Below are 17,968 nucleotides of genomic sequence, written 5' to 3'. Positions count from 1 at the left end.
CGGCGTCAGGCGGCGGAGATGGCGCTGTGGTTGGCAGCGGCGGCCAGCTTCGCGCCCATCTCGGTCGCCGGCAGCGGCTTGTCGAAGTAGTAGCCCTGCGCCAGCCGGTACCCGAGCTGGTGCAGTCGCTCGACCTGGGCGCGTGTCTCCACGCCCTCGGCGACGGTGCCCAGGTGCAGGCCCTCGGCGATCTGGAGCATCGCCGTCGCGATGATCGACTCCTCTTCCCGGCCAGGAATGCCGTCGATGAACGATTTGTCCACCTTGAGGATGTCGACCGGGGTGGTGCGCAGCAGACCCAGCGAGGAGTGCCCGGTGCCGAAATCGTCCAGGGCAACCGAGACGCCGAGGTGCGAGATCGCCGTGAGCGCCTCCACCGCCGGTCCGTTCTCGAAGACGGCGGTCTCGGTGACCTCCACGGTCAGCCGGTCGGCGGTGAGCCCGGACTCCCGCAGCGCCTCGGCGACCTGGCTGGCGAAGCCCGGCTCGCGCAGTTGCCGCGCCGAGATGTTCACCCCGACCCGCCATGGTTGGCTGGCGCCGTCGCGCCGAAGCCACAGCGACGCCTGCCGGCACGCCTCCCGCAGGATCCAGCTGCCCAGCGGCACGATGAGCCCGGTGCGCTCGGCGGCGGCGATGAAGACGTCCGGCGGGACCATGCCCTGGGACGGGTGCGTCCACCGGACCAGCGCCTCGGCGCCGGCCGGCACGCCGTCGGGCAGTTGCACCACCGGCTGGAACAACAGGTGGAACTCGCCGCGGTCCAGGGCCAGTCGCAGGTCCGCCCCCATCTGCGCGTCGGTGGCGGCACGTTCGTCCAGGGTCGCGTCGTACCGGGCGTGCCGGCCCTTGCCCCCGGACTTGGCCGCGTACATGGCCAGGTCGGCGCGGCGTAGCAGCTCGATGGCGTCCAGGTCGCCGGCCGCGTCGGCGACGCCGATGCTCGAGCCCACCAGCAGGTCGAGGCCGCTCACCGAGACCGGCCGCTCCAGCGCGGTGGCGATCCGGTCGAGCACGTCGATCGCGTCGGTCGCCGACACCCCGGGCAGGAGCAGGGCGAACTCGTCGCCGCCGAACCGGGCCACGGTGTCGTCGCTGCGCACGCAGGCACGCAACCGTTGGGCGACGGCCACCAGCAGCGAGTCCCCGGTGACGTGCCCCAACCGGTCATTGATCACTTTGAAGTCGTCGAGGTCGATGAGCACCACGCTGGACGGGACCGCCGACGCTCCGGCCTCCGCGACCCGCTGCTCGAACAGCCGCCGGTTCGCCAGGCCGGTGAGGCTGTCGTGCTGCGCCTGGTGGGCCAGCTGGGCCTGGGTGTCCCGCAGCTCCCGGACGGTGGCGTCGACCCGGTTGAGCAGACGGTTGTTCTCCGACAGCGCGCTGATCTGCCGGTACACGACGGCCGCCGTCAGGAGCACCGCGGCCACCGCGCTGATGATGACGTCATCGTCGCGGCGGGCGGCGGTCACCATCAGCAGGCCATCGACGGCGGCCACGGCCAGATACGGAACGAAGCTGAACAGCCGCCGGGGCGGCTCGGTGGCCGGCTGCGGGGCGCCGGCGGCCCGGCGCTGACGGTCGGCGGCCAGCGTGATGAGCAGCGCGGTCGGCGCCAGGGAGATCGTCGCCGCGAGGCTGGGGGTGATCTGCGCTAGCCAGGGCCCGGCGGCGCCGGTGGTGGCCCCGACGGACGCCGCGACGGCCAGCAGACGCATCGCGGGCGTGTCAACCGCCCGGGCGCCCAGCAGCGCGATCTTGAGGAAGGCGAAGCCGCCGATGAAGCCCAACGCGATGACGCCGAGCGTGGGGGCGACCCGGGAACTGATCATCCCGGCCCAGTCGCCGAAGTGTCGGAATGACAGGTACCAGACGAAAACGCCAGTGGTGAACATCACGATCGCGGCGTCGAGCACGAAGCGTCGCCTCGCCTCGGCTGTCAACTGGGCCCGGCTGGGCAGCCGCAGCAACGCCCACATGAGCATGAGCAGGGCCATCGCGTAGATCGCCAGCGTCGCCTCGGGCACCTGGACGATCTGGCCCGCCGCGGTGGCGCTGAGAGTCTCCCGCCCGTGCGCGGCGACCACCACCGCGTACGCGTTGGTCGCCCCGCCGACGGACAGGAGCCCGGTCGTGATGCCCATATGCCGCCAGAAGCGGCGCGCCGCCGGGTAGGCGTCCGCCGGCACGGCACGCCAACACGCCCACGAGGCCAACGCCCCGACCGGCAGCGTGGTCGCCCACGCCAGCTCGATCGGCACTGCCGCGCCGCCCACCCGCAGCGCCGCCCACGCCAGGTACACGGCCGTGATCGTCGAGGTCGCCACGACCACCCGGTTCGCCCGGAAGTCCAGCACCCCGCTCATGCCGGCGCCGCCCTGTCCGTGGGAGCCTCCGCGCTGTGGACCACGAACCTGCCCTTGCCCTGCTGCTTGGCGACGTACATCGCCGAGTCGCCGCGGCGCAGCAGCACGTCAGGGTCGGTGTCGTCGTCGGACGAGAGCGCGGCCACGCCGATGCTGCACTGTAGGCGCAGCCGTTGGCCGTCGACCGTCACCGGGCGCTCCAACGCGGTGATGAAGCGCTGGGCGACCAGGGTCGCCTCCCCCGCGGTCGTCTGGGGAAGCAACACCGCGAACTCGTCGCCGCCGAGGCGGGCGGCGGTGTCGGTGGCCCGGATGCTTCCCTGGAGACGGTCGGCGACGGCGATGAGGGCGGTGTCTCCGGCGTGGTGGCCGAGGGTGTCGTTGATGCTCTTGAAGTCGTCCAGATCGATGACGAGAACGGTGACCGTGCCGTCGTCGTGCCGGCGTTGCCGAGTTGCCGCCTGGAGCCGCTCGGTGAACAGCGCCCGGTTCGCCAGCTGCGTCAGCGGGTCGTGCTGAGCCTGGTGCCGCAGCCGCTCCTGAAGCTGGCGTGCCTCGGTCACCTCGCGCGAGTTGCTCACCATGCCGGCGACGTCCGGCTGGTCGAGAAGGTTCGTGGTGATGACCTCCAGCCAGCTCCAACTGCCGTCGGCGTGCCGGTAGCGGGCCTGGTAGGTGACGGTGGCGCCGGGCGTCGCGTTCGCTTCCCGCAGCTGGGACTGCACCTCGGCCCGGTCTTCCGGGTGCAGGAACGTCGTCGACTGCTGCCCGACAAGCTCTTCCACGCGGTAGCCCAGGACCCGGGTGACGGCCGGGCTCACGTAGCTGAAACACCCGGCGGCGTCGATGACCGTCGTGATGTCGGAGGAGTGCCGTAGCAGGGAGCTGAGCCGGCGCTCGTGGCGTTGCAGCTCGGCCAGGCTGTCGTCCACCTTCGCCAGCAGTCGCGCGTTGTCGGCGAACGCCACCAGCTGGCGCGCCACGACCATGCCGACGATCGCCAGGGCGCCGACGAGGACGCCGAGGGCGCGCGTGTCCAGGGCGTTGGCGCCCAGACCGTTGAGCATCACGTGCAGCAACAGTCCGAACACCCCCACCACCATGGCGTACGGCAGCGCGCTGTACCGGCGGCTGCCGACCCGGCGGCGGGCCTGGGTCGGGACACCGTCGGTGACCCGCCAGAGCTGGACCAGCACGCCGAGGGTGACCAGGTGGCCCGGGGTGAGCCGGATCGCCAGCTCAAGGCCGGAGCCGAGGCGGTGGTCCAGGTCCGGTAGCGGCAGGTAGGTCCCGGCGACGCCCTCGACAGCGCAGGAGGCGATGAAGAGGAGCGCCGCGCCCGGAGGGTCGGCGGGCGCTCCGCGAAGATCACCCGGATGCCGGCGAACGCCGCCACGAGCAGCAGGGCCGCCGCGGCGAGCGCCAGCGCGATGTCGGTGTTGGTGACGGCGCGGCTATTGACCCCGAGGAACCACACGAACACGCCAGCCCCGACGAGCACGGTGGCGGTGTCGAGCCAGAACGCGACCCGTTCCCGGCGGGTCCGGGGCCCCATCGGATAGACGAGCATGGTGGCGACGACGGCGAGGACGCCGACCGCCATCATCACTGGTTGGACGTTCGCCATCAGCGCGCGGGCGTGCTCGGAGCTGCCGTTGGCGGTGACGCCCCGCCCGACATCGCCGAGGAGGATGGCCGCCCCGGCCACCGTCATCGAACGCCAGAACCGACGCGCCGGTCCGGGGTCCAGCCGGCGAAGGACCAGCCAGGACGCGGCGGCCAGGACCATGTCGAGCAGCCCGATGCTCACCCAGAAGACGCCGGTCAGCTCTTCGGGCCGCCAGTCCCCGGCGATGAACACCGTGGTGCTGACGATCATCATGAGCACGTAGCCGGCCAGCGCCTTCCCCCGCCACGAGGAGGCGCGCGCGAGGGACCACGCCCGGACCGTCCGGGGTGGCATCTGTGTGCGTGAATACTGGGGCACCCGCGCCTCCCTTCCTCTCAGCCATCGGCGCCGACCGCCTCGCGGCTGAGGGATTGGGAACGCCAGCGCCGCGTCGGCGGAATCCTTGCCTTTGGCAACCTGGGCAGGTAGGCAGAGGCGGGAGTTAACCGACAGCTGGGGAGGACCACCGGTGAGCACACTGACAGCGGCCAGGCGAGCGTCGGCCGGGGCCGGGGGCGGGGCCGCGATGGCGTCGGCGTTGGTCGTCGCGCTGATCGCCACGGCCGCGCCCGCAAGCGCCGCCCCCACGCCCGCCGCTCCGAGCACGGTCGCGCCCGCCGCCGGGGCGGCCGCGGAGCCAGACCGCCAGCCCACCGCCGTCGGCTACGGGGGCGCCGTCTCGACGGTCGACCCGACCGCCACTGCCGTCGGGCTGGAGGTGCTGCGCCGGGGCGGGAACGCCGTCGATGCGGCGGTGGCCAGCGCCGCCACGCTCGGGGTCACCGAGCCGTTCTCGGCCGGGATCGGCGGCGGCGGCTTCTTCCTGTACTACGACGCCCGCCGCCGGGCTGTTCACTCGATCGACGGTCGCGAGTCGGCGCCGGCCGCCACGACCGCCACGCACTTCATCGATCCGGCGACCGGCGCCCCGTACGACTTCGCCGAGGCGCGGGTGAGCGGGCTGTCGGTCGGCGTCCCGGGCACGCTGGCGACCTGGCGCGACGCGGCCCGCCGGTGGGGAACCCGGCCGTTGTCGTCGCTGCTGCGGCCGGCGATCGGCGTTGCCGACGGCGGCTTCGTGGTCGACGCCATGTTCCGTGCCCATGTCGCGGAGAACCTCACCGAGTTCGGCCAGTTCTCCTCGACCCGCGACCTGTACCTGCCGGGCGGCGCGCCGCCAGAGGTCGGCAGCGTCCACCGCAACCCGGACCTCGCGGCCACCTATCGGCAGATCGCCAGGCGGGGAGTCGGCGAGTTCTACCGGGGCCCGATCGGCGGCGATGTCGTAGCCGCCGTCAACCGTCCGCCGCTGGCCGCCGAGCGACCCCACTGGCCCCACCTCATCCGGCCTGGCGCCATCACCGCCGCCGACCTGGCCGGCTACCGGGTCCGTCGGCCGGCGCCCACCCGCTCCGACTACCGCGGCCTGGACGTCTACGGCATGGCGCCGCCGTCCTCTGGCGGCGTGGCCGTGGGGGAGGCGCTCAACATCCTGGAGCGGGGGAAGCTGCGTGGCCTGCCGCGGGCCCAGGCGTTGCACCGGTACCTGGAGGCCGGGGCGCTCGCGTTCGCCGACCGCAACCGCCACATCGGCGACGGCGCCAGCCGGCGGACCGTCCGCCGGCTGGTCAGCGACCGGTACGCCGCTGACCGCGCCTGCCTCATCGACCCGGCCAGGGCGCTGCCCAAGCCGGTGGGCCCCGGCGACCCGAACGCCCGGCCGGGCGGCTGCGCCAGCGCCCGCCCGGCCGGGTCCCCGACCGAAGGGCAGAGCACCACCCACCTGACGACCGCCGACCGGTGGGGCAATGTCGTGGCCTACACGCTCACCATCGAGCAGACCGGCGGGTCGGGCATCGTCGTCCCCGGTCGGGGTTTCCTGCTCAACAACGAGCTGACCGATTTCAACTTCACCGGCACCCAGGGCGACGCGGCTGACCCGAACCTTCCTGGTCCGCGCAAGCGTCCGCGCAGTTCGATGGCGCCGACCATCGTCGCCGACCGCGGTCGCCCGATCCTGGCGCTGGGCACCCCCGGTGGATCGACGATCATCACAACGGTTCTGCAGGTTCTGGTGAGCCGGTTGGACCTCGGGATGGATCTTCCAGCGGCGCTTGCCGCGCCCCGGGTCACCCAACGCAACACCGCGGTCGCGCCGGCCGAGGCCGAGTTCCTGGCTACCCCGGAGGCGACGGCGTTGACGGCTCTCGGACACCGTTTCGAGCTCCGTCCGGAGATCGGCGCGGTGGCCGCGGTGGAGTTGTGGCGGGACGGGCGGATGTTGGCTGCCGCCGAGCCGGCGCGCCGTGGCGGCGGAGCGGCCGCGGTGGTCCGCCCCCGCTGACAGCGCCTCCGGTCCTCGTTCGGCCAGGCTTCACAGACGGCGCACGACCCGATATCGGGTCGTGCGCCGTCTGTGCTTGAGGAATGCCGGGTCGTCGGGTGAATATTGTGTCGGCCGGGTCAGGCCAGGTCGGTCAGCAGCGCCTGCCGGCGACGTCGGGTGATGACGATGGCCAGGCCACCGGCCGAGGCGAGCATCACGCCGGCGCCGACCACACCGCCGAGCGCGCCGCCGGTGACCGGAAGCGTGACGTCGTTGTCGCCGCCGCCGTTGTTCCCGTCGTCATCCCCGTCGTTGTTCCCGCCGCTGTAGTTCTCGTTGCCGTTGTTCCCGTTGTCGCAATCGTTGTTGCCGTTGTTCCGGTGGTCGCAACCGTTGTTGCCGTGGTTTCCGTTGTTGTCGCACTTTCCGGGGCGCCACTTGCCGTCGCGCCACTGGCCCTTGCAGTCGTCGTCGCCCGGCGTCGGAGTGACGGTCGGCCTCGGATTGGGCTTGCCGCCATGGTTCCCACCGCCACCGATGACGCCGTACCCACAGATGCAGTTCATGAGAATCCGCATCGTGATACCGCCGCAGATGGTGGCGTAGGACTTGACGATCGTTATGGACTTGCTGCTGCTGGCGAGCCAGAACTTCTTCTTGCCGTTGACGACGCTCTGGCCACCCCAGATGCCGTCATGCATGCGCTTGCCCTGGAGCCGGTTCTTGCCGACCTTGATCTTCTTGTCGACCCGGCCGTCGCCGTTCACGTCAACCTCAGCGGTGACCTCGTCGAGCGAGCCCTTGTCGGGCATGTCGTACATGGACATGTGCTTGCCGAAGCTCATGTCCAATCCGAGGGACGCGAGGATCTGAAGCGTGCCGCAGTTGCCGGAGTTACCCGAGCCGTAGCCGGACCCACCGCCGTAGTTGCCGCCGCCGGACCAGCCGTAGCTACCGCCACCGCCGGATCCGCCGTAGTTGCCGCCGCCGTGGCCGGAGTTGCCGTAGGACGACCCGCCGCCGAGCAGTGATGAGACGACCCCACCCAGTTTCGGGCCGGTGGCCGCGGATGCGGGCGCCGCGAGGACCACTGCGGATACGCCGCCGAGCATGAGGCCGGCCAAGCCGGCGCTGAGACGTGCCAAGGACTTCATAAGAGCTCCCGGGGAGGGGTAGCGATGGACGCTTAATGTTCACGCTCAGTAACGCGAGCTGCGTATCCACCGAACGGTCTGGGTGCCCTGACCGGCACAACCGCACTCGACATTGCCGGTCAAGTCCCAGATTTGCCACAAAGGGTCTCCCGGCTATCACGAGGGAACAATCACTTTAAGTAATGGTATTTAAAAATCCGACAAATTGTGGTTTGGGAGCTTTTGTGGCGGGGTAACCGGCTCGCCACCGACGACTCGCTGCGGCGCCCTTCCTGGACGTCGCAGCGCAGCAATTTGGAGGAGCCCATGCTTGTCGAGGACACCCGCTCGGGCGCGGTCGCAGCCCGCCGTGGCGACCGCGACCGCGCCCAGGCCGAGATCGACCAGATCCGGACCCACCTCCAGCAGCGCTACGAGGAGTTGGAGCACGAGTACGAGCAGGCGGTCGCCGACACCCAGTCGCTGAGCCGGGCCCATCTGGCGGACACCGCCGGCGACGACGACGCCGACATCGGCACCAAGACATCGCAGCGAGAGCGGGAGATGTCCGTGGTGCGCAGCATCGCCGAGCGTCGTTCCCAGGTGGAGAACGCGTTGCGCCGGCTGGCCGAGGGCGTGTACGGCTGGTGCGAGCGATGCTCGGGGGCGATTCCGGTCGAACGGCTCACGGTCTTCCCGTGGGCGACGTCCTGTGTGTCCTGCAAGCAGGTCAGCGAGCGCCGGGCCGGCGGCTGACCTACCAGGCGCCGGTCACGGCGCCTGGTACCCGACCGCGACCTGGCCCGGATCGCCGCCACTGGCGGCGATCCGGTACCGGTAGTAGCCGGGCGTCCCCATGTGCCGCAGCCGCTGGTCGTCGTCGCCGTCCTCGGCGGAGGCGACGGTGATCCACTTTTTCCCCGTCCACTGCTCCAGCGCCAGACTCACCTGGGTCCCTGCGGGCCCGTCCGCGCAGCCGCGATGCTCGCCGCCGACCCGACTGATGTGATATGTCGCGTTCGGCTGGTAGGCGTTGACGCCCGGGGCGACGGTCACCGTGCCGGTCTTGGCCAGTCCCGCGCACGCGTCGCCGGGCTCGGGAAGGCTGCTGTCCAGTTGCGTGCTCAGGGTGAGGCCGTACGCGGCCAGCGCTTCGTTGGCCGGCTGGAAGTAGGTGACGCCACCGTCGGCGCAGTTGCCCGATCCGCCCGAGGTGAGGCCCTGAGCCTGCTGCCCCGACATCCAGGGACCGCCGGAGTCGCCCGGCTCGGCGCAGGCGTCGGTGCGGGTCAGCCCGCTGACCTTTCCTTCGGCGTAGTTGGCGGTGGCGTTCTTGGCCAGGATCACCCCGCACCGCCATCCGGTGGTGGCGCCCGAGCGGCACACCGACGCCCCGACCGGCGCCTCGGCCGATCCCAGCACCGCGACCGAACCGCCGGAGTGGTCGTTGACGCTGGCGGCGGCGGTGACACCGGCCGCGGCGCGGACGTAGGCGTAATCGTCGCCGGGGAAGGCGGAGCTGGCGATCGTCCCCAACGGCCGGTCGTTGGCGTCGCGGACCGGCTCGCCGACAGTGCCGCAATGTCCGGCGGTGATGAAGCCGCCCTCGACGGCCAGGCCGACCGAGCAACGGCCGCCGCTGACGACAAGACCGTCGCCGCCCCGGACGTCGGCGTAGAGCCGCGGCCGGTCGCCCGATGTGGTCTCCACGCGTACCGTGTCGGCGTCGACGCCGGCCTGGGTCGCGAAGCTCCGGGCGTCCGCGGCGTCGCCACGGGTGAGAACGACCACCGCGTTGTTCGACACGTCGACGTGCCAGCCCACAACGTCGTCGGCGCCCCGGTCGGCGGCGGCGTCGAGCCGGGACTTCGCGGCGCGCAACGCAGCGGCGCTGCGCTTGACGATCCGCGGCTCGGCCCCGGTGGCGCGTACCCGTTCGGCCTGTTCTGGGCTGGTGACGGCGACGGTGAGCCGATGGTCGGCGGCCAGCCAGGCGCCGGCGTAACCGCTGCCCAGCTCGTGGCGTAGCCGCAGCTCGACGTCGGTGGCCCGGCGCTCGGTGTCGATGCGGACCCTGGCCTGTCGTGGGTCCATCCCGAGATCGCGTTGCATGGCGGTGAGGATCTGGGCGAACGGGTCCGGCGGCGGGGGCGGCTCGGGGTCGAACGACTCGGCGAGCGCCGGCACGGTCACCGCTGCGACCAGGCCGAGGGCCAGTCCGGTGGTCGCGATGCCGAGCACGCGGTTCATCGATCTCCTCAGTGCCGTCGCCACGCCGCGGCACGATCGGTGGCCACGGCAGCGCCGACGCTACGCCCGCCGGTCCAGGATGATCCGGACCGCGACGTCAGCGTCAGCACAACGTCCACTTAGTTCAGACTGGACGGCGTGATCCATCAACTGACGGTCGTCATACTCACGCCGAACGACGGATGTCGGGAGAGCCACGTTCCGTAGTTCGGGTTGCGTTCGACGGCTTCCTGGTATGCCGCCACCGCGTACTGAAAGACCTGGTCGGAGGTGGCGGCGGCCTCGGACTGGGGGTGCCATCCGAGCAGTTGTCGCCAGCGCAGCGGGGCGCCGGCGAGTGGGCGCATCACCGCTGTCGGTGTGGGCCGCAGGGTCGGCCGACACAGCGCCACCGCCGCCCCGGCCTCGACCAGGTCGAGAGCGCCCCGGTCGTCGATCTCGTAGATCCGCTGGGGCGTGAAGCCGGCGCGGGCGCAGGTGGCGGCGAAGCAGTCGTTGAAGCAGCCGTCTCCCGGGGCGGTGACCCAGTGCGCGCCGGCCAGCTCGGCCAGCTCGATCTCCTCCCGGCCGGCTAGCGGGTGGCGCGTCGGCAGCAGCACCTGGACGGCGTCGACGGCGACCTGCCGCCAGCTGAGGCCGACATCGCCGACGGGTCCCGGGTGACCACAGGCTCCGATGAGCGCGAAGTCCAGCCTCCCCGCGACGAGCTGCTGGGTGAGATCCTCCCGCGACCAGCTCGGATGGGTGCTGACGAGCGCTTCCGGCAGGTCAGCGGTCAGCCGTCGGACCAGGCCGCCGACCACGGAGCCGGCGACCGCGCCGATGCGGAACCGGCTGGCGTCGGCGCCGACGCCGGCCATCCGGGCGGCTTCGTCCTGGAGGCCCTGCATCGCCGGCAGCAGCACCCGTGCCCGGGCCAACACCAGCCCGCCGAGCGGGGTGGGCCTGGCCCCGCGCCGGTCCCGGAGGAACAACGGCCCGCCGAGTGTCCGCTCGATGCGCTGGAGCTGCGCGGTCAGCGCGGGCTGGGCCAGACCGAGCAGCGAGGCGGCTTTGGTGACGCTGCCGGTGTCGGCAATCGCGCAGACGACGCGGAGGTGACGGAGCTCCAGGTTCATAGCGCGAAAGGTAGGACCCGACTGGGATGTCTGGGAAGAAGCTAAAAACGGGCTGAATAGACTAAACCCGATAATGCGCCCAGAACTTTCTTGAGTTTTTTCGATCCGCCCGATTGCTGAAGGGCAGGGCGACCAGTATGCCCCGGCGGCTTCCGCTATCGGGCCACACCGCAACCTCGCCGTGCCACGATCGAGCACAGGGAAACCTCAGCCCGTCAGGAGGTGCGCCATGACCACGGCCAAGCACTGGACGATCGACCTGTACATCGACGAGCACGACGACAGCCGGAGCACCCGCGCAGACGCCCGGCTGCTCACCGGCGCCGGCCTGAACCTGCACGGCAGCGGGTCGGCCCGCCGCAACCCCGCCGACCAGGACGTGCCGGATATCGGTGACGAGCTCGCCGTCGCCCGGGCCCTGTTCGATCTCGCCCACCACCTGCTGGAGGCCGCCGCCGCGGACATCGAGTCAGCCACCCACGAACGGGCCGTCGTCCACGCCTGAGGCCCGCGCCCGCAGCCGCCCGACGGCGACGCGCCGGGCGCCGTCGCCGTTGCTGGTATGAAGGCTGCATGACTGTTGACGGCGAAGTGGTCGAGCTCTGCGCCGACCTGCTGCGAATCGACTCCACCAACACCGGCGACCCTGACACCTGCGTTGGCGAACGGGCCGCCGCCGAGTACGTGGCCGCCCGGCTCGACGAGGTCGGCATCGCCGGACAGCTCTACGAGTCGGCGCCCGGACGGGCCAGCGTCATGGCCCGCATCCCCGGCGCCGACAGCTCCCGTCCGGCGCTGCTGGTCCACGGCCACCTTGATGTCGTGCCCGCCGACGCCAGCGAGTGGTCGGTCCACCCGCTGTCCGGCGAGCTCCGAGACGGTTACCTGTGGGGCCGCGGCGCCATCGACATGAAGGACTTCGACGCCATGACGCTGGCGGTGGTCCGGCACTGGCAGCGCGAGCGCATCGTCCCGCCGCGTGACATCGTGCTGGCCTTCACCGCCGACGAGGAGGCCGGCAGCGACTACGGTGCCCGGTATCTGGCCGAGCATCACCGGGACTGGTTCGACGGCTGCACCGAGGCGATCGGCGAGGTCGGCGGCTACTCGTACACGGTGAGCAACGACCTGCGGCTCTACCTGGTGCAGACCGCCGAAAAGGGCATCGAGTGGCTGCGTCTCGTCGCTGACGGCAGGCCCGGCCACGGCTCGTTCATGCACGACGACAACGCCGTCACCGCGCTCTGCGAGGCGGTCGCCCGCCTCGGCTCGCACCGTTTCCCGGTCGTGGTCACCCCGACCGTCCGGGACTTCCTCGAACGGGTCTCCGAGGTCCTTGGCCTGGAGCTGGACCCGAATCGGCCGGAGGAGGTCATCGGCAAACTGGGCCCGCTGGCCCGGCTCATCGGCGCGACCATCCGCAACACCGCGAACCCGACCCGGCTGAACGCCGGCTACAAGGAGAACGTCATCCCGGGCCGGGCCACCGCCACCGTCGACTGCCGCACCCTGCCCGGCGCCACCGACGAGTTCCTGGCCCAGGTCCGGGCGATCATCGGCCCGGACATCCGGATCGAGAGCATCCAGAGCCAGCAGGCGTTGGAGACCAGCTTCGACGGCGACCTTGTGGACACCATGGCGGCGGCGCTGCGGGCCGAGGACCCGATCGCCCGGACCGTGCCGTACATGCTCTCCGGCGGCACCGACGCCAAGGCGTTCGCCACGATGGGCATCCGCTGCTTCGGCTTCGCCCCGCTCCAGCTGCCGGCCGACCTGGACTTCGCCTCGCTGTTCCACGGCATCGACGAACGGGTCCCGGTCGACGGTCTCAGGTTCGGCGCCCGGGTCCTGGACCGGTTCCTGCGCGCCAGCTGACCCCGCTACCACTACCGGCGACCGCCGGCGGTAGGCCCGCCCTACGGCCGGTGCTCCGGGTACCCGAACCGGATCGCCGACACGTCGTCCAGCGCCAAGGTGATCTCCGTGGGCAGGGTGAGCTGGTCGGCGGCCAGCGCCCCGCGCAGCTGCCCGGCGGTGCGCGCGCCGAGAATCGGCGCGCTCACCCCCGGCCGGTCCCGCACCCACGCCAACGCCACCTCCAACGGGGCGACGCCCAGACCGGCGGCCGCCGTCGTCACCGCCTCGACGATGCTGGAGCAGCGCGGGTCAAGATACGGGGCCACGAACGAGGCCAGGTGCTCGGAGGCGCCCCGCGAGTCCAGCGGACGCCCGTCGCGGTACTTGCCGGTCAGCACCCCACGCCCCAGCGGCGACCACGGCATCACCCCGAGCCCCGACGCCGCGCACGCCGGCAGCGCCTCCCGCTCGATACCGCGCTCCAGCAGCGAGTACTCCAGTTGGGCGGCCACCAGCGGGGCCCGCCCCGGCCACGCGCTCTGCCAGGTCGCCGCGCGGGCGACCTGCCATCCGGACAGGTTGGACACCCCGACGTACCGGCAACGGCCGCTGGCGACCGCGTGGTCGAGCGCCGACATCGTCTCCTCCAGCGGGGTGGCCGGGTCGTGCCCGTGCGCCAGCCACAGATCCACATGGTCCAGCCCGAGCCGCCGCAGCGACGCGTCCAGGGCGCCCAGCAGGTGCCCACGGGAGCCGTCGCGGCGCCGATCGCCACCGGCGCGCAGCCCGGCCTTGGTGACGATGAGCAGCTCTTCCCGGGCGCAGACCGTCGGGATCATCGACCCGAGGACCGTCTCGGCCTGACCGTCGCCGTACACGTCGGCGGTGTCGACGAGCGTGCCGCCGGCGTCCAGGTAGGCCCGGAGCTGGTCGGCGGCGTCGTCGGGGTCGGTGTCCCGTCCCCAGGTCATCGTGCCGAGCGCGAGCCGGGAGACCGTCAGCCCGCTGCGTCCGAGCGGTCGCTGCTGCATTGCTGCACCCTATGCGTACGACCGTCACGTTCGACATTCTCCGCTACGGCCGCCCGCAACGCCCCCGACAGGCGGGTCGCGGCCGCCGGCGCCGGCCGATGGCACGTACCCTGATCGCCTGCGACGGTGAGGGGTGTGGCGTGCGGCTCGGGCTCAATCTCGGCTACCTGACCCCGGGCGTGAGCCCGGAGGACCAACTGATCTGGGCGCGCGCGGCCGAACATCTCGGCTTCGACGTCCTCTGGGTCGCGGAGGCGTACGGCTCGGACGCCCCGACGATCCTGGCCTGGATCGCCGGCCAGACCACCCGCATTGGCCTCGGGTCGGCGGTCATGCAGATCCCGGCCCGGTCCCCGGCCGCCACCGCGATGACGGCGGCCACCCTGGACACCCTGTCCGGCGGTCGGTTCCGGCTGGGTCTGGGGGTGTCCGGCCCGCAGGTCTCCGAGGGCTGGCACGGCGTCCGGTTCGCCCACCCGCTCGGCCGGACCCGCGAGTACGTCGACATCGTCCGGATGGCCCTGGGCCGGCACGAGGTCGCCTACGCCGGCCGCCACCACCAGCTGCCGCTGCCCGACGGCCCCGGCAAGGCCCTGCGCCTGGCCCTGCGCCCGGCGCGGCATGACCTGCCCGTCTACCTGGCCGCGGTCGGCCCGCGCAACCTGGAGCTGGCCGGGGAGATCGCCGACGGCTGGCTCGGCGTGTTCGTCGCCGCGGACGCGCTCGCCGAGCCGCTGGCGGCCATCGCCCGCGGCCGTGCCCGCGGCGGCCGGGCCGAAATCCCGTTCGACGTGGTGGCCAGCGTCCCGGTGTCCGTCGGCGACGACCCGTCGCCGGCCGGCATCGCCGCCTGCGCCGACGCGGTCCGCCCCTACACCGCCCTGTACGTCGGCGGCATGGGCAGCCGGGACCGCAACTTCTACAACGACCTCGCCGGTCGGCTCGGCTACCCGGACGCCGCCGCCGTGGTCCAGGACCTGTACCTGGCCGGACGCCCCCGGGACGCCGCCGCGGCCGTCCCGTTGGAGCTCATCGACCGCACCGCGCTGCTGGGCCCGGTGGACCGGATCGCCGCCGGTATGCGAGCCTACGCCGACGCCGGCGTCACCACCCTGGCCGTCACACTGTCCACGATGGACCAAGCGGCCGGGGTGTCGACCCTGGAATCGGTGGCTCAGGCGTACCAGCAGTGGCGGAGCAGCGCGCGAGGGAGCGGGTCGGGCACGTGACGGACATGACCTGGATCGAGGCCATCATCCTGGGCATCGTGCAGGGGCTCACCGAGTTCCTGCCGGTCAGCTCCTCGGCGCACATGCGGATCACCTCGGCGCTGCTGTTCGACCGCGACGCCGGCGCCTCGTTCACCGCCGTCACCCAGCTCGGCACCGAGGCCGCCGTCCTCATCTACTTCGCCAAGGACATCTGGCGGATCACCAGGGCCTGGTTCGTGGGTATCTTCAACCGTGCCGAACGCGCGCACGCCGACTACAAGATGGCCTGGTACGTCATCATCGGCTCGATCCCGATCGGCGCCGTCGGCTTCGCCTTCAAGGACCAGATCCGTTCCGGCGCCCGGAACCTGTGGCTGGTGGCCACCATGCTCATCGTCTTCGCGTTCGTCATCGCCTTCGCCGAGTACTGGGGCCGCCAGACCCGCGACCTCACTGGGTTCACCCTGCGCGACGGCATCGTCATGGGCCTGGCCCAGGCGATGGCGCTCATCCCGGGCGTCTCGCGCTCCGGCGGCACCCTGTCGGCCGGACTGTTCCTGGGCCTAACCCGGGAGGCCGCCGCCCGGTACTCGTTCCTACTGGCGATCCCCGCCGTCGTCATGAGCGGTATCTTCAGCCTGGAGGACGTCTTCACCCCGGCCGCCGCGGCCGAGGGCGTCGCCGTGTTCTCCGTCCCCAGCCCCGCCCAGATGGTCGTGGCGACCCTGATCGCGTTCGCCATCGGCTACGCCGCGATCGCCTGGCTGCTGCGCTACGTCGTGCGGCACACCCTCTACATCTTCGTCCTCTACCGGGTGGCCCTGGGCTCGGTGCTGTTGGCGCTGCTGAGCACCGGGGCGCTCGCCGCGACCTGACGTACGCTGCGCAGATGGCCACTGTGCTGTTGCTGCGTCACGGACGGACCACCGCCAACGCTGACGGGACGCTCGCCGGGCGGCTGCCGGTCCCGCTCGACGACGTCGGTCACGACCAGGCGCGGGCGGTCGGCGAGCGGCTGCGGCGGCTGCCGCTGGCGGGGGTGGTCAGCAGCCCGTTACGGCGGTGTCGGCAGACGCTGCGCCGTGCCCTGCCCGGGGCGGCGGTCACCGTGGAGCGTCGGCTCACCGAGTGCGGCTACGGCGACTGGGAGGGCCGGTCGCTGTCCGAACTGGCTACCGACCCGCTGTGGCAGGACGTCCAACGGCGGCCCAGCGCGGTCAGCTTCCCGGCGGGCGAGGCGATGGCGGCGATGGCGGCCCGGGCGGTCGCCGCGATCCGCGACTGGGACGCCCGGATCACCGCCCAGCATGGTCCGGGCGCGCTCTGGCTGGCGTGCAGCCACGGCGACGTGATCAAGGCGGTGCTCGCCGACGCCCTCGGTCTGCACCTGGACGGCTTCCAGCGGATCGTGGTCGACCCCGCATCGGTGAGCGCGATCCGGTTCACCCCACAACGTCCGTTCCTGCTGGCGCTCAACGACACCGGCGGCGACCTGCGCGCCCTGGCGCCGCCGCCCGGGGCCGCGGACAGCGCGGACGCGCCGGTAGGCGGGGGATCGGGAGCGCGCTGACGCCGGACCCGCCCGCCCGGCGGCTTCGCGCAACCTGCCCGCGGCGGATAGGGTCGATGCCATGGCCCACCAGGTGCACGCGTTCGAGCCGCCGGAGCGGTTCGTCGCCGGGACGGTGGGACCGCCCGGCGAACGCACGTTCTTCCTCCAGGCCCGTGGCGGTGGCCGGCTGGTCTCGGTGGCGTTGGAGAAGGCCCAGGTCGTCCTCCTGGCGGACAAGCTGGAGGAGCTTTTGGCTGAGGCGCGTCGGCGGTTCGACCTCGCCTTCGCGGGCGCCCCGCCCCCCGACAACGCGCCCCTGGACACCCCCGTCGACGAGGAGTTCCGGGTCGGCACCCTGGGCCTGGCCTACGACGTGGACACCGCCACGGTGCTCATCGAGGCCGTCGCCATCGGCGAGGACGACAGCACCGACGACGCCGTCGACAACGAGGACGAGGTCGACGAGACCGACGCCGACGAGCTCATCGACGCCGACCTGGACCGGCTTCGGGTGCGGCTCACGCCGGCGACCGCCCGCGAGTTCATCGACCGGGCCCGCCGGGTCGTGTCGGCCGGTCGCCCGCCGTGCCCGCTGTGCGGGCAGCCGCTCAACCCTGACGGTCACCTGTGTCCACGGCACAACGGCTACCACCGTTGACCCTCGAGCCCTCCGCTGAACTGCTCGACCTGCTTCGACACGGCGCCATCGAGCTCGAAGGTCGCCTGGTGGACGCCTCGAACACCACGCTGCGCGGCGAGATCACCCTCGACGGCGTCACGCGACGCTGTGTCTACAAGCCGGTGCGCGGTGAGCGTCCGCTGTGGGACTTCCCGGACGGGAACCTGGCCGGCCGGGAGGTCGCCACGTACCTGTTGTCGACGGCGGCGGGTTGGAATCTGGTCCCGCCGACGGTCCTGCGTGACGGGCCGCTGGGTCCGGGCGCCTGCCAGCTGTGGATCGACGAGGCCGATCCGCCGCTGGTGGGCTTCGTCCCCGAGGCTCAGCTGCCGGCCGGCTGGCTTGCCGTCCTGGCCGCCCGCGACGAACGCGGCCGACCGTACCTGCTGGCCCACGCCGACGACCCGGCGCTGGCGGCGATGGCCGTGTTCGATGTGGTCGTCAACAACGCCGACCGCAAGGGTGGTCACATCCTGGCGGGGCCGGACGGTCCGCTCGGCATCGATCACGGGCTGTGTTTCCATGTTGAGGACAAGCTGCGCACCGTCCTGTGGGGCTGGGCCGGCGCCGACCTGCCGGCGCCGGCCCGCGAGCTGCTGGGGTCGTTGTCCGGGCGGCTCGCCGGCGACCTCGCCGGACGGCTCGCCGAGCATCTGACGGCCGCCGAGGTGGCGGCCACCGCCGCCCGGGTCGCCGCCCTGCTGAGTGCTGGCCGGCTGCCCGAACCGCCCGACGAGCGTCCGGCGGTGCCCTGGCCGCCGATGTGACCGGCC

16 protein-coding genes are annotated in these 17,968 nt (G+C 72.2%); 9 read left to right on the top strand and 7 right to left on the bottom strand.

Going from position 1 to position 17,968, the window contains the following annotated elements; genetic code table 11:
• Nucleotides 1-5: 5 nt before the first annotated feature.
• The 3 genes from ABD287_RS12900 to ABD287_RS12890 all read right to left on the bottom strand — a co-directional run bounded on the left by ABD287_RS12900 (nt 6) and on the right by ABD287_RS12890 (nt 4,356).
• Entirely contained in the window at nt 6-2,369 is a 2,364-nt protein-coding gene (locus ABD287_RS12900) for a putative bifunctional diguanylate cyclase/phosphodiesterase (protein ID WP_344172629.1), read from the bottom strand.
• A complete protein-coding gene (locus ABD287_RS12895; protein ID WP_344172725.1) occupies nt 2,366-3,358 on the bottom strand; it encodes a diguanylate cyclase domain-containing protein in 993 nt (330 codons plus the stop codon). The genes ABD287_RS12900 and ABD287_RS12895 overlap by 4 nt, the downstream gene beginning before the upstream one ends.
• 77 nt (nt 3,359-3,435) lie before the next feature.
• The gene (locus ABD287_RS12890) at nt 3,436-4,356 is read right to left on the bottom strand and encodes a hypothetical protein (RefSeq protein ID WP_344172627.1); all 921 of its coding nucleotides are present in this window, start codon (nt 4,354-4,356) and stop codon (nt 3,436-3,438) included.
• Between the two features lie 208 nt (nt 4,357-4,564).
• On the opposite strand from ABD287_RS12890, the gene ggt reads away from it, so the two are divergent.
• The gene (gene ggt / locus ABD287_RS12885; RefSeq protein WP_344172723.1) at nt 4,565-6,382 is read left to right on the top strand and encodes a gamma-glutamyltransferase; all 1,818 of its coding nucleotides are present in this window, start codon (nt 4,565-4,567) and stop codon (nt 6,380-6,382) included.
• 119 nt (nt 6,383-6,501) lie between these two features.
• Here ggt and ABD287_RS12880 read toward each other — a convergent pair whose 3' ends face one another.
• Nucleotides 6,502-7,518 carry a hypothetical protein gene (locus tag ABD287_RS12880; RefSeq protein ID WP_344172625.1) on the bottom strand — a complete coding sequence of 339 codons (1,017 nt, stop codon included), beginning with the start codon at nt 7,516-7,518 and terminating at the stop codon, nt 6,502-6,504.
• A gap of 306 nt (nt 7,519-7,824) precedes the next feature.
• Between ABD287_RS12880 and ABD287_RS12875 the strand changes: the two genes are divergently transcribed.
• Complete coding sequence (locus tag ABD287_RS12875; protein WP_344172623.1) at nt 7,825-8,253, top strand: TraR/DksA family transcriptional regulator; 429 nt, start codon at nt 7,825-7,827, stop codon at nt 8,251-8,253.
• Between the two features lie 15 nt (nt 8,254-8,268).
• Here the strand turns inward: ABD287_RS12875 and ABD287_RS12870 are convergent, their stop codons facing one another.
• A complete protein-coding gene (locus ABD287_RS12870; RefSeq protein WP_344172621.1) occupies nt 8,269-9,747 on the bottom strand; it encodes a S1 family peptidase in 1,479 nt (492 codons plus the stop codon).
• 146 nt (nt 9,748-9,893) lie between these two features.
• Entirely contained in the window at nt 9,894-10,865 is a 972-nt protein-coding gene (locus ABD287_RS12865) for a LysR family transcriptional regulator (protein WP_344172619.1), read from the bottom strand.
• Between the two features lie 229 nt (nt 10,866-11,094).
• On the opposite strand from ABD287_RS12865, the gene ABD287_RS12860 reads away from it, so the two are divergent.
• Together ABD287_RS12860 and ABD287_RS12855 are read left to right on the top strand one after the other, a co-directional pair.
• Complete coding sequence (locus ABD287_RS12860; RefSeq protein ID WP_344172617.1) at nt 11,095-11,370, top strand: DUF1876 domain-containing protein; 276 nt, start codon at nt 11,095-11,097, stop codon at nt 11,368-11,370.
• A 68-nt stretch (nt 11,371-11,438) separates the two neighbouring features.
• Nucleotides 11,439-12,740 carry a M20/M25/M40 family metallo-hydrolase gene (locus tag ABD287_RS12855; protein WP_344172615.1) on the top strand — a complete coding sequence of 434 codons (1,302 nt, stop codon included), beginning with the start codon at nt 11,439-11,441 and terminating at the stop codon, nt 12,738-12,740.
• A gap of 41 nt (nt 12,741-12,781) precedes the next feature.
• Here ABD287_RS12855 and ABD287_RS12850 read toward each other — a convergent pair whose 3' ends face one another.
• Nucleotides 12,782-13,753 (bottom strand): aldo/keto reductase, encoded by a 972-nt coding sequence (locus ABD287_RS12850; RefSeq protein WP_344172613.1) that lies wholly within the window; start codon nt 13,751-13,753, stop codon nt 12,782-12,784.
• 140 nt (nt 13,754-13,893) lie between these two features.
• On the opposite strand from ABD287_RS12850, the gene ABD287_RS12845 reads away from it, so the two are divergent.
• The 5 genes from ABD287_RS12845 to ABD287_RS12825 all read left to right on the top strand — a co-directional run bounded on the left by ABD287_RS12845 (nt 13,894) and on the right by ABD287_RS12825 (nt 17,962).
• Nucleotides 13,894-14,982: an LLM class F420-dependent oxidoreductase gene (locus tag ABD287_RS12845; protein ID WP_344172721.1), complete on the top strand. Its 1,089-nt coding sequence runs from the start codon at nt 13,894-13,896 to the stop codon at nt 14,980-14,982.
• A gap of 5 nt (nt 14,983-14,987) precedes the next feature.
• Entirely contained in the window at nt 14,988-15,839 is an 852-nt protein-coding gene (locus tag ABD287_RS12840) for an undecaprenyl-diphosphate phosphatase (RefSeq protein WP_344172718.1), read from the top strand.
• Nucleotides 15,840-15,853: 14 nt separating this feature from the next.
• Nucleotides 15,854-16,534, top strand: a complete 681-nt coding sequence (locus ABD287_RS12835; protein ID WP_344172611.1) for an MSMEG_4193 family putative phosphomutase — start codon at nt 15,854-15,856, stop codon at nt 16,532-16,534.
• A gap of 61 nt (nt 16,535-16,595) precedes the next feature.
• Nucleotides 16,596-17,174 carry a DUF3090 domain-containing protein gene (locus ABD287_RS12830; protein ID WP_344172609.1) on the top strand — a complete coding sequence of 193 codons (579 nt, stop codon included), beginning with the start codon at nt 16,596-16,598 and terminating at the stop codon, nt 17,172-17,174.
• Nucleotides 17,171-17,962 carry an SCO1664 family protein gene (locus ABD287_RS12825; RefSeq protein ID WP_344172607.1) on the top strand — a complete coding sequence of 264 codons (792 nt, stop codon included), beginning with the start codon at nt 17,171-17,173 and terminating at the stop codon, nt 17,960-17,962. Before ABD287_RS12830 ends, ABD287_RS12825 begins: the two co-directional genes overlap by 4 nt.
• The last annotated feature ends 6 nt before the right edge of the window (nt 17,963-17,968 follow it).

The sequence above is a fragment of the Pilimelia columellifera subsp. columellifera genome, assembly GCF_039532605.1.
In the GTDB taxonomy this organism is placed as follows: Bacteria; Actinomycetota; Actinomycetes; order Mycobacteriales; family Micromonosporaceae; genus Pilimelia; species Pilimelia columellifera.
The sequence above is the reverse complement of the archived record's forward strand: the minus strand, read 5'-3'. Positions and strand labels throughout refer to the sequence as shown.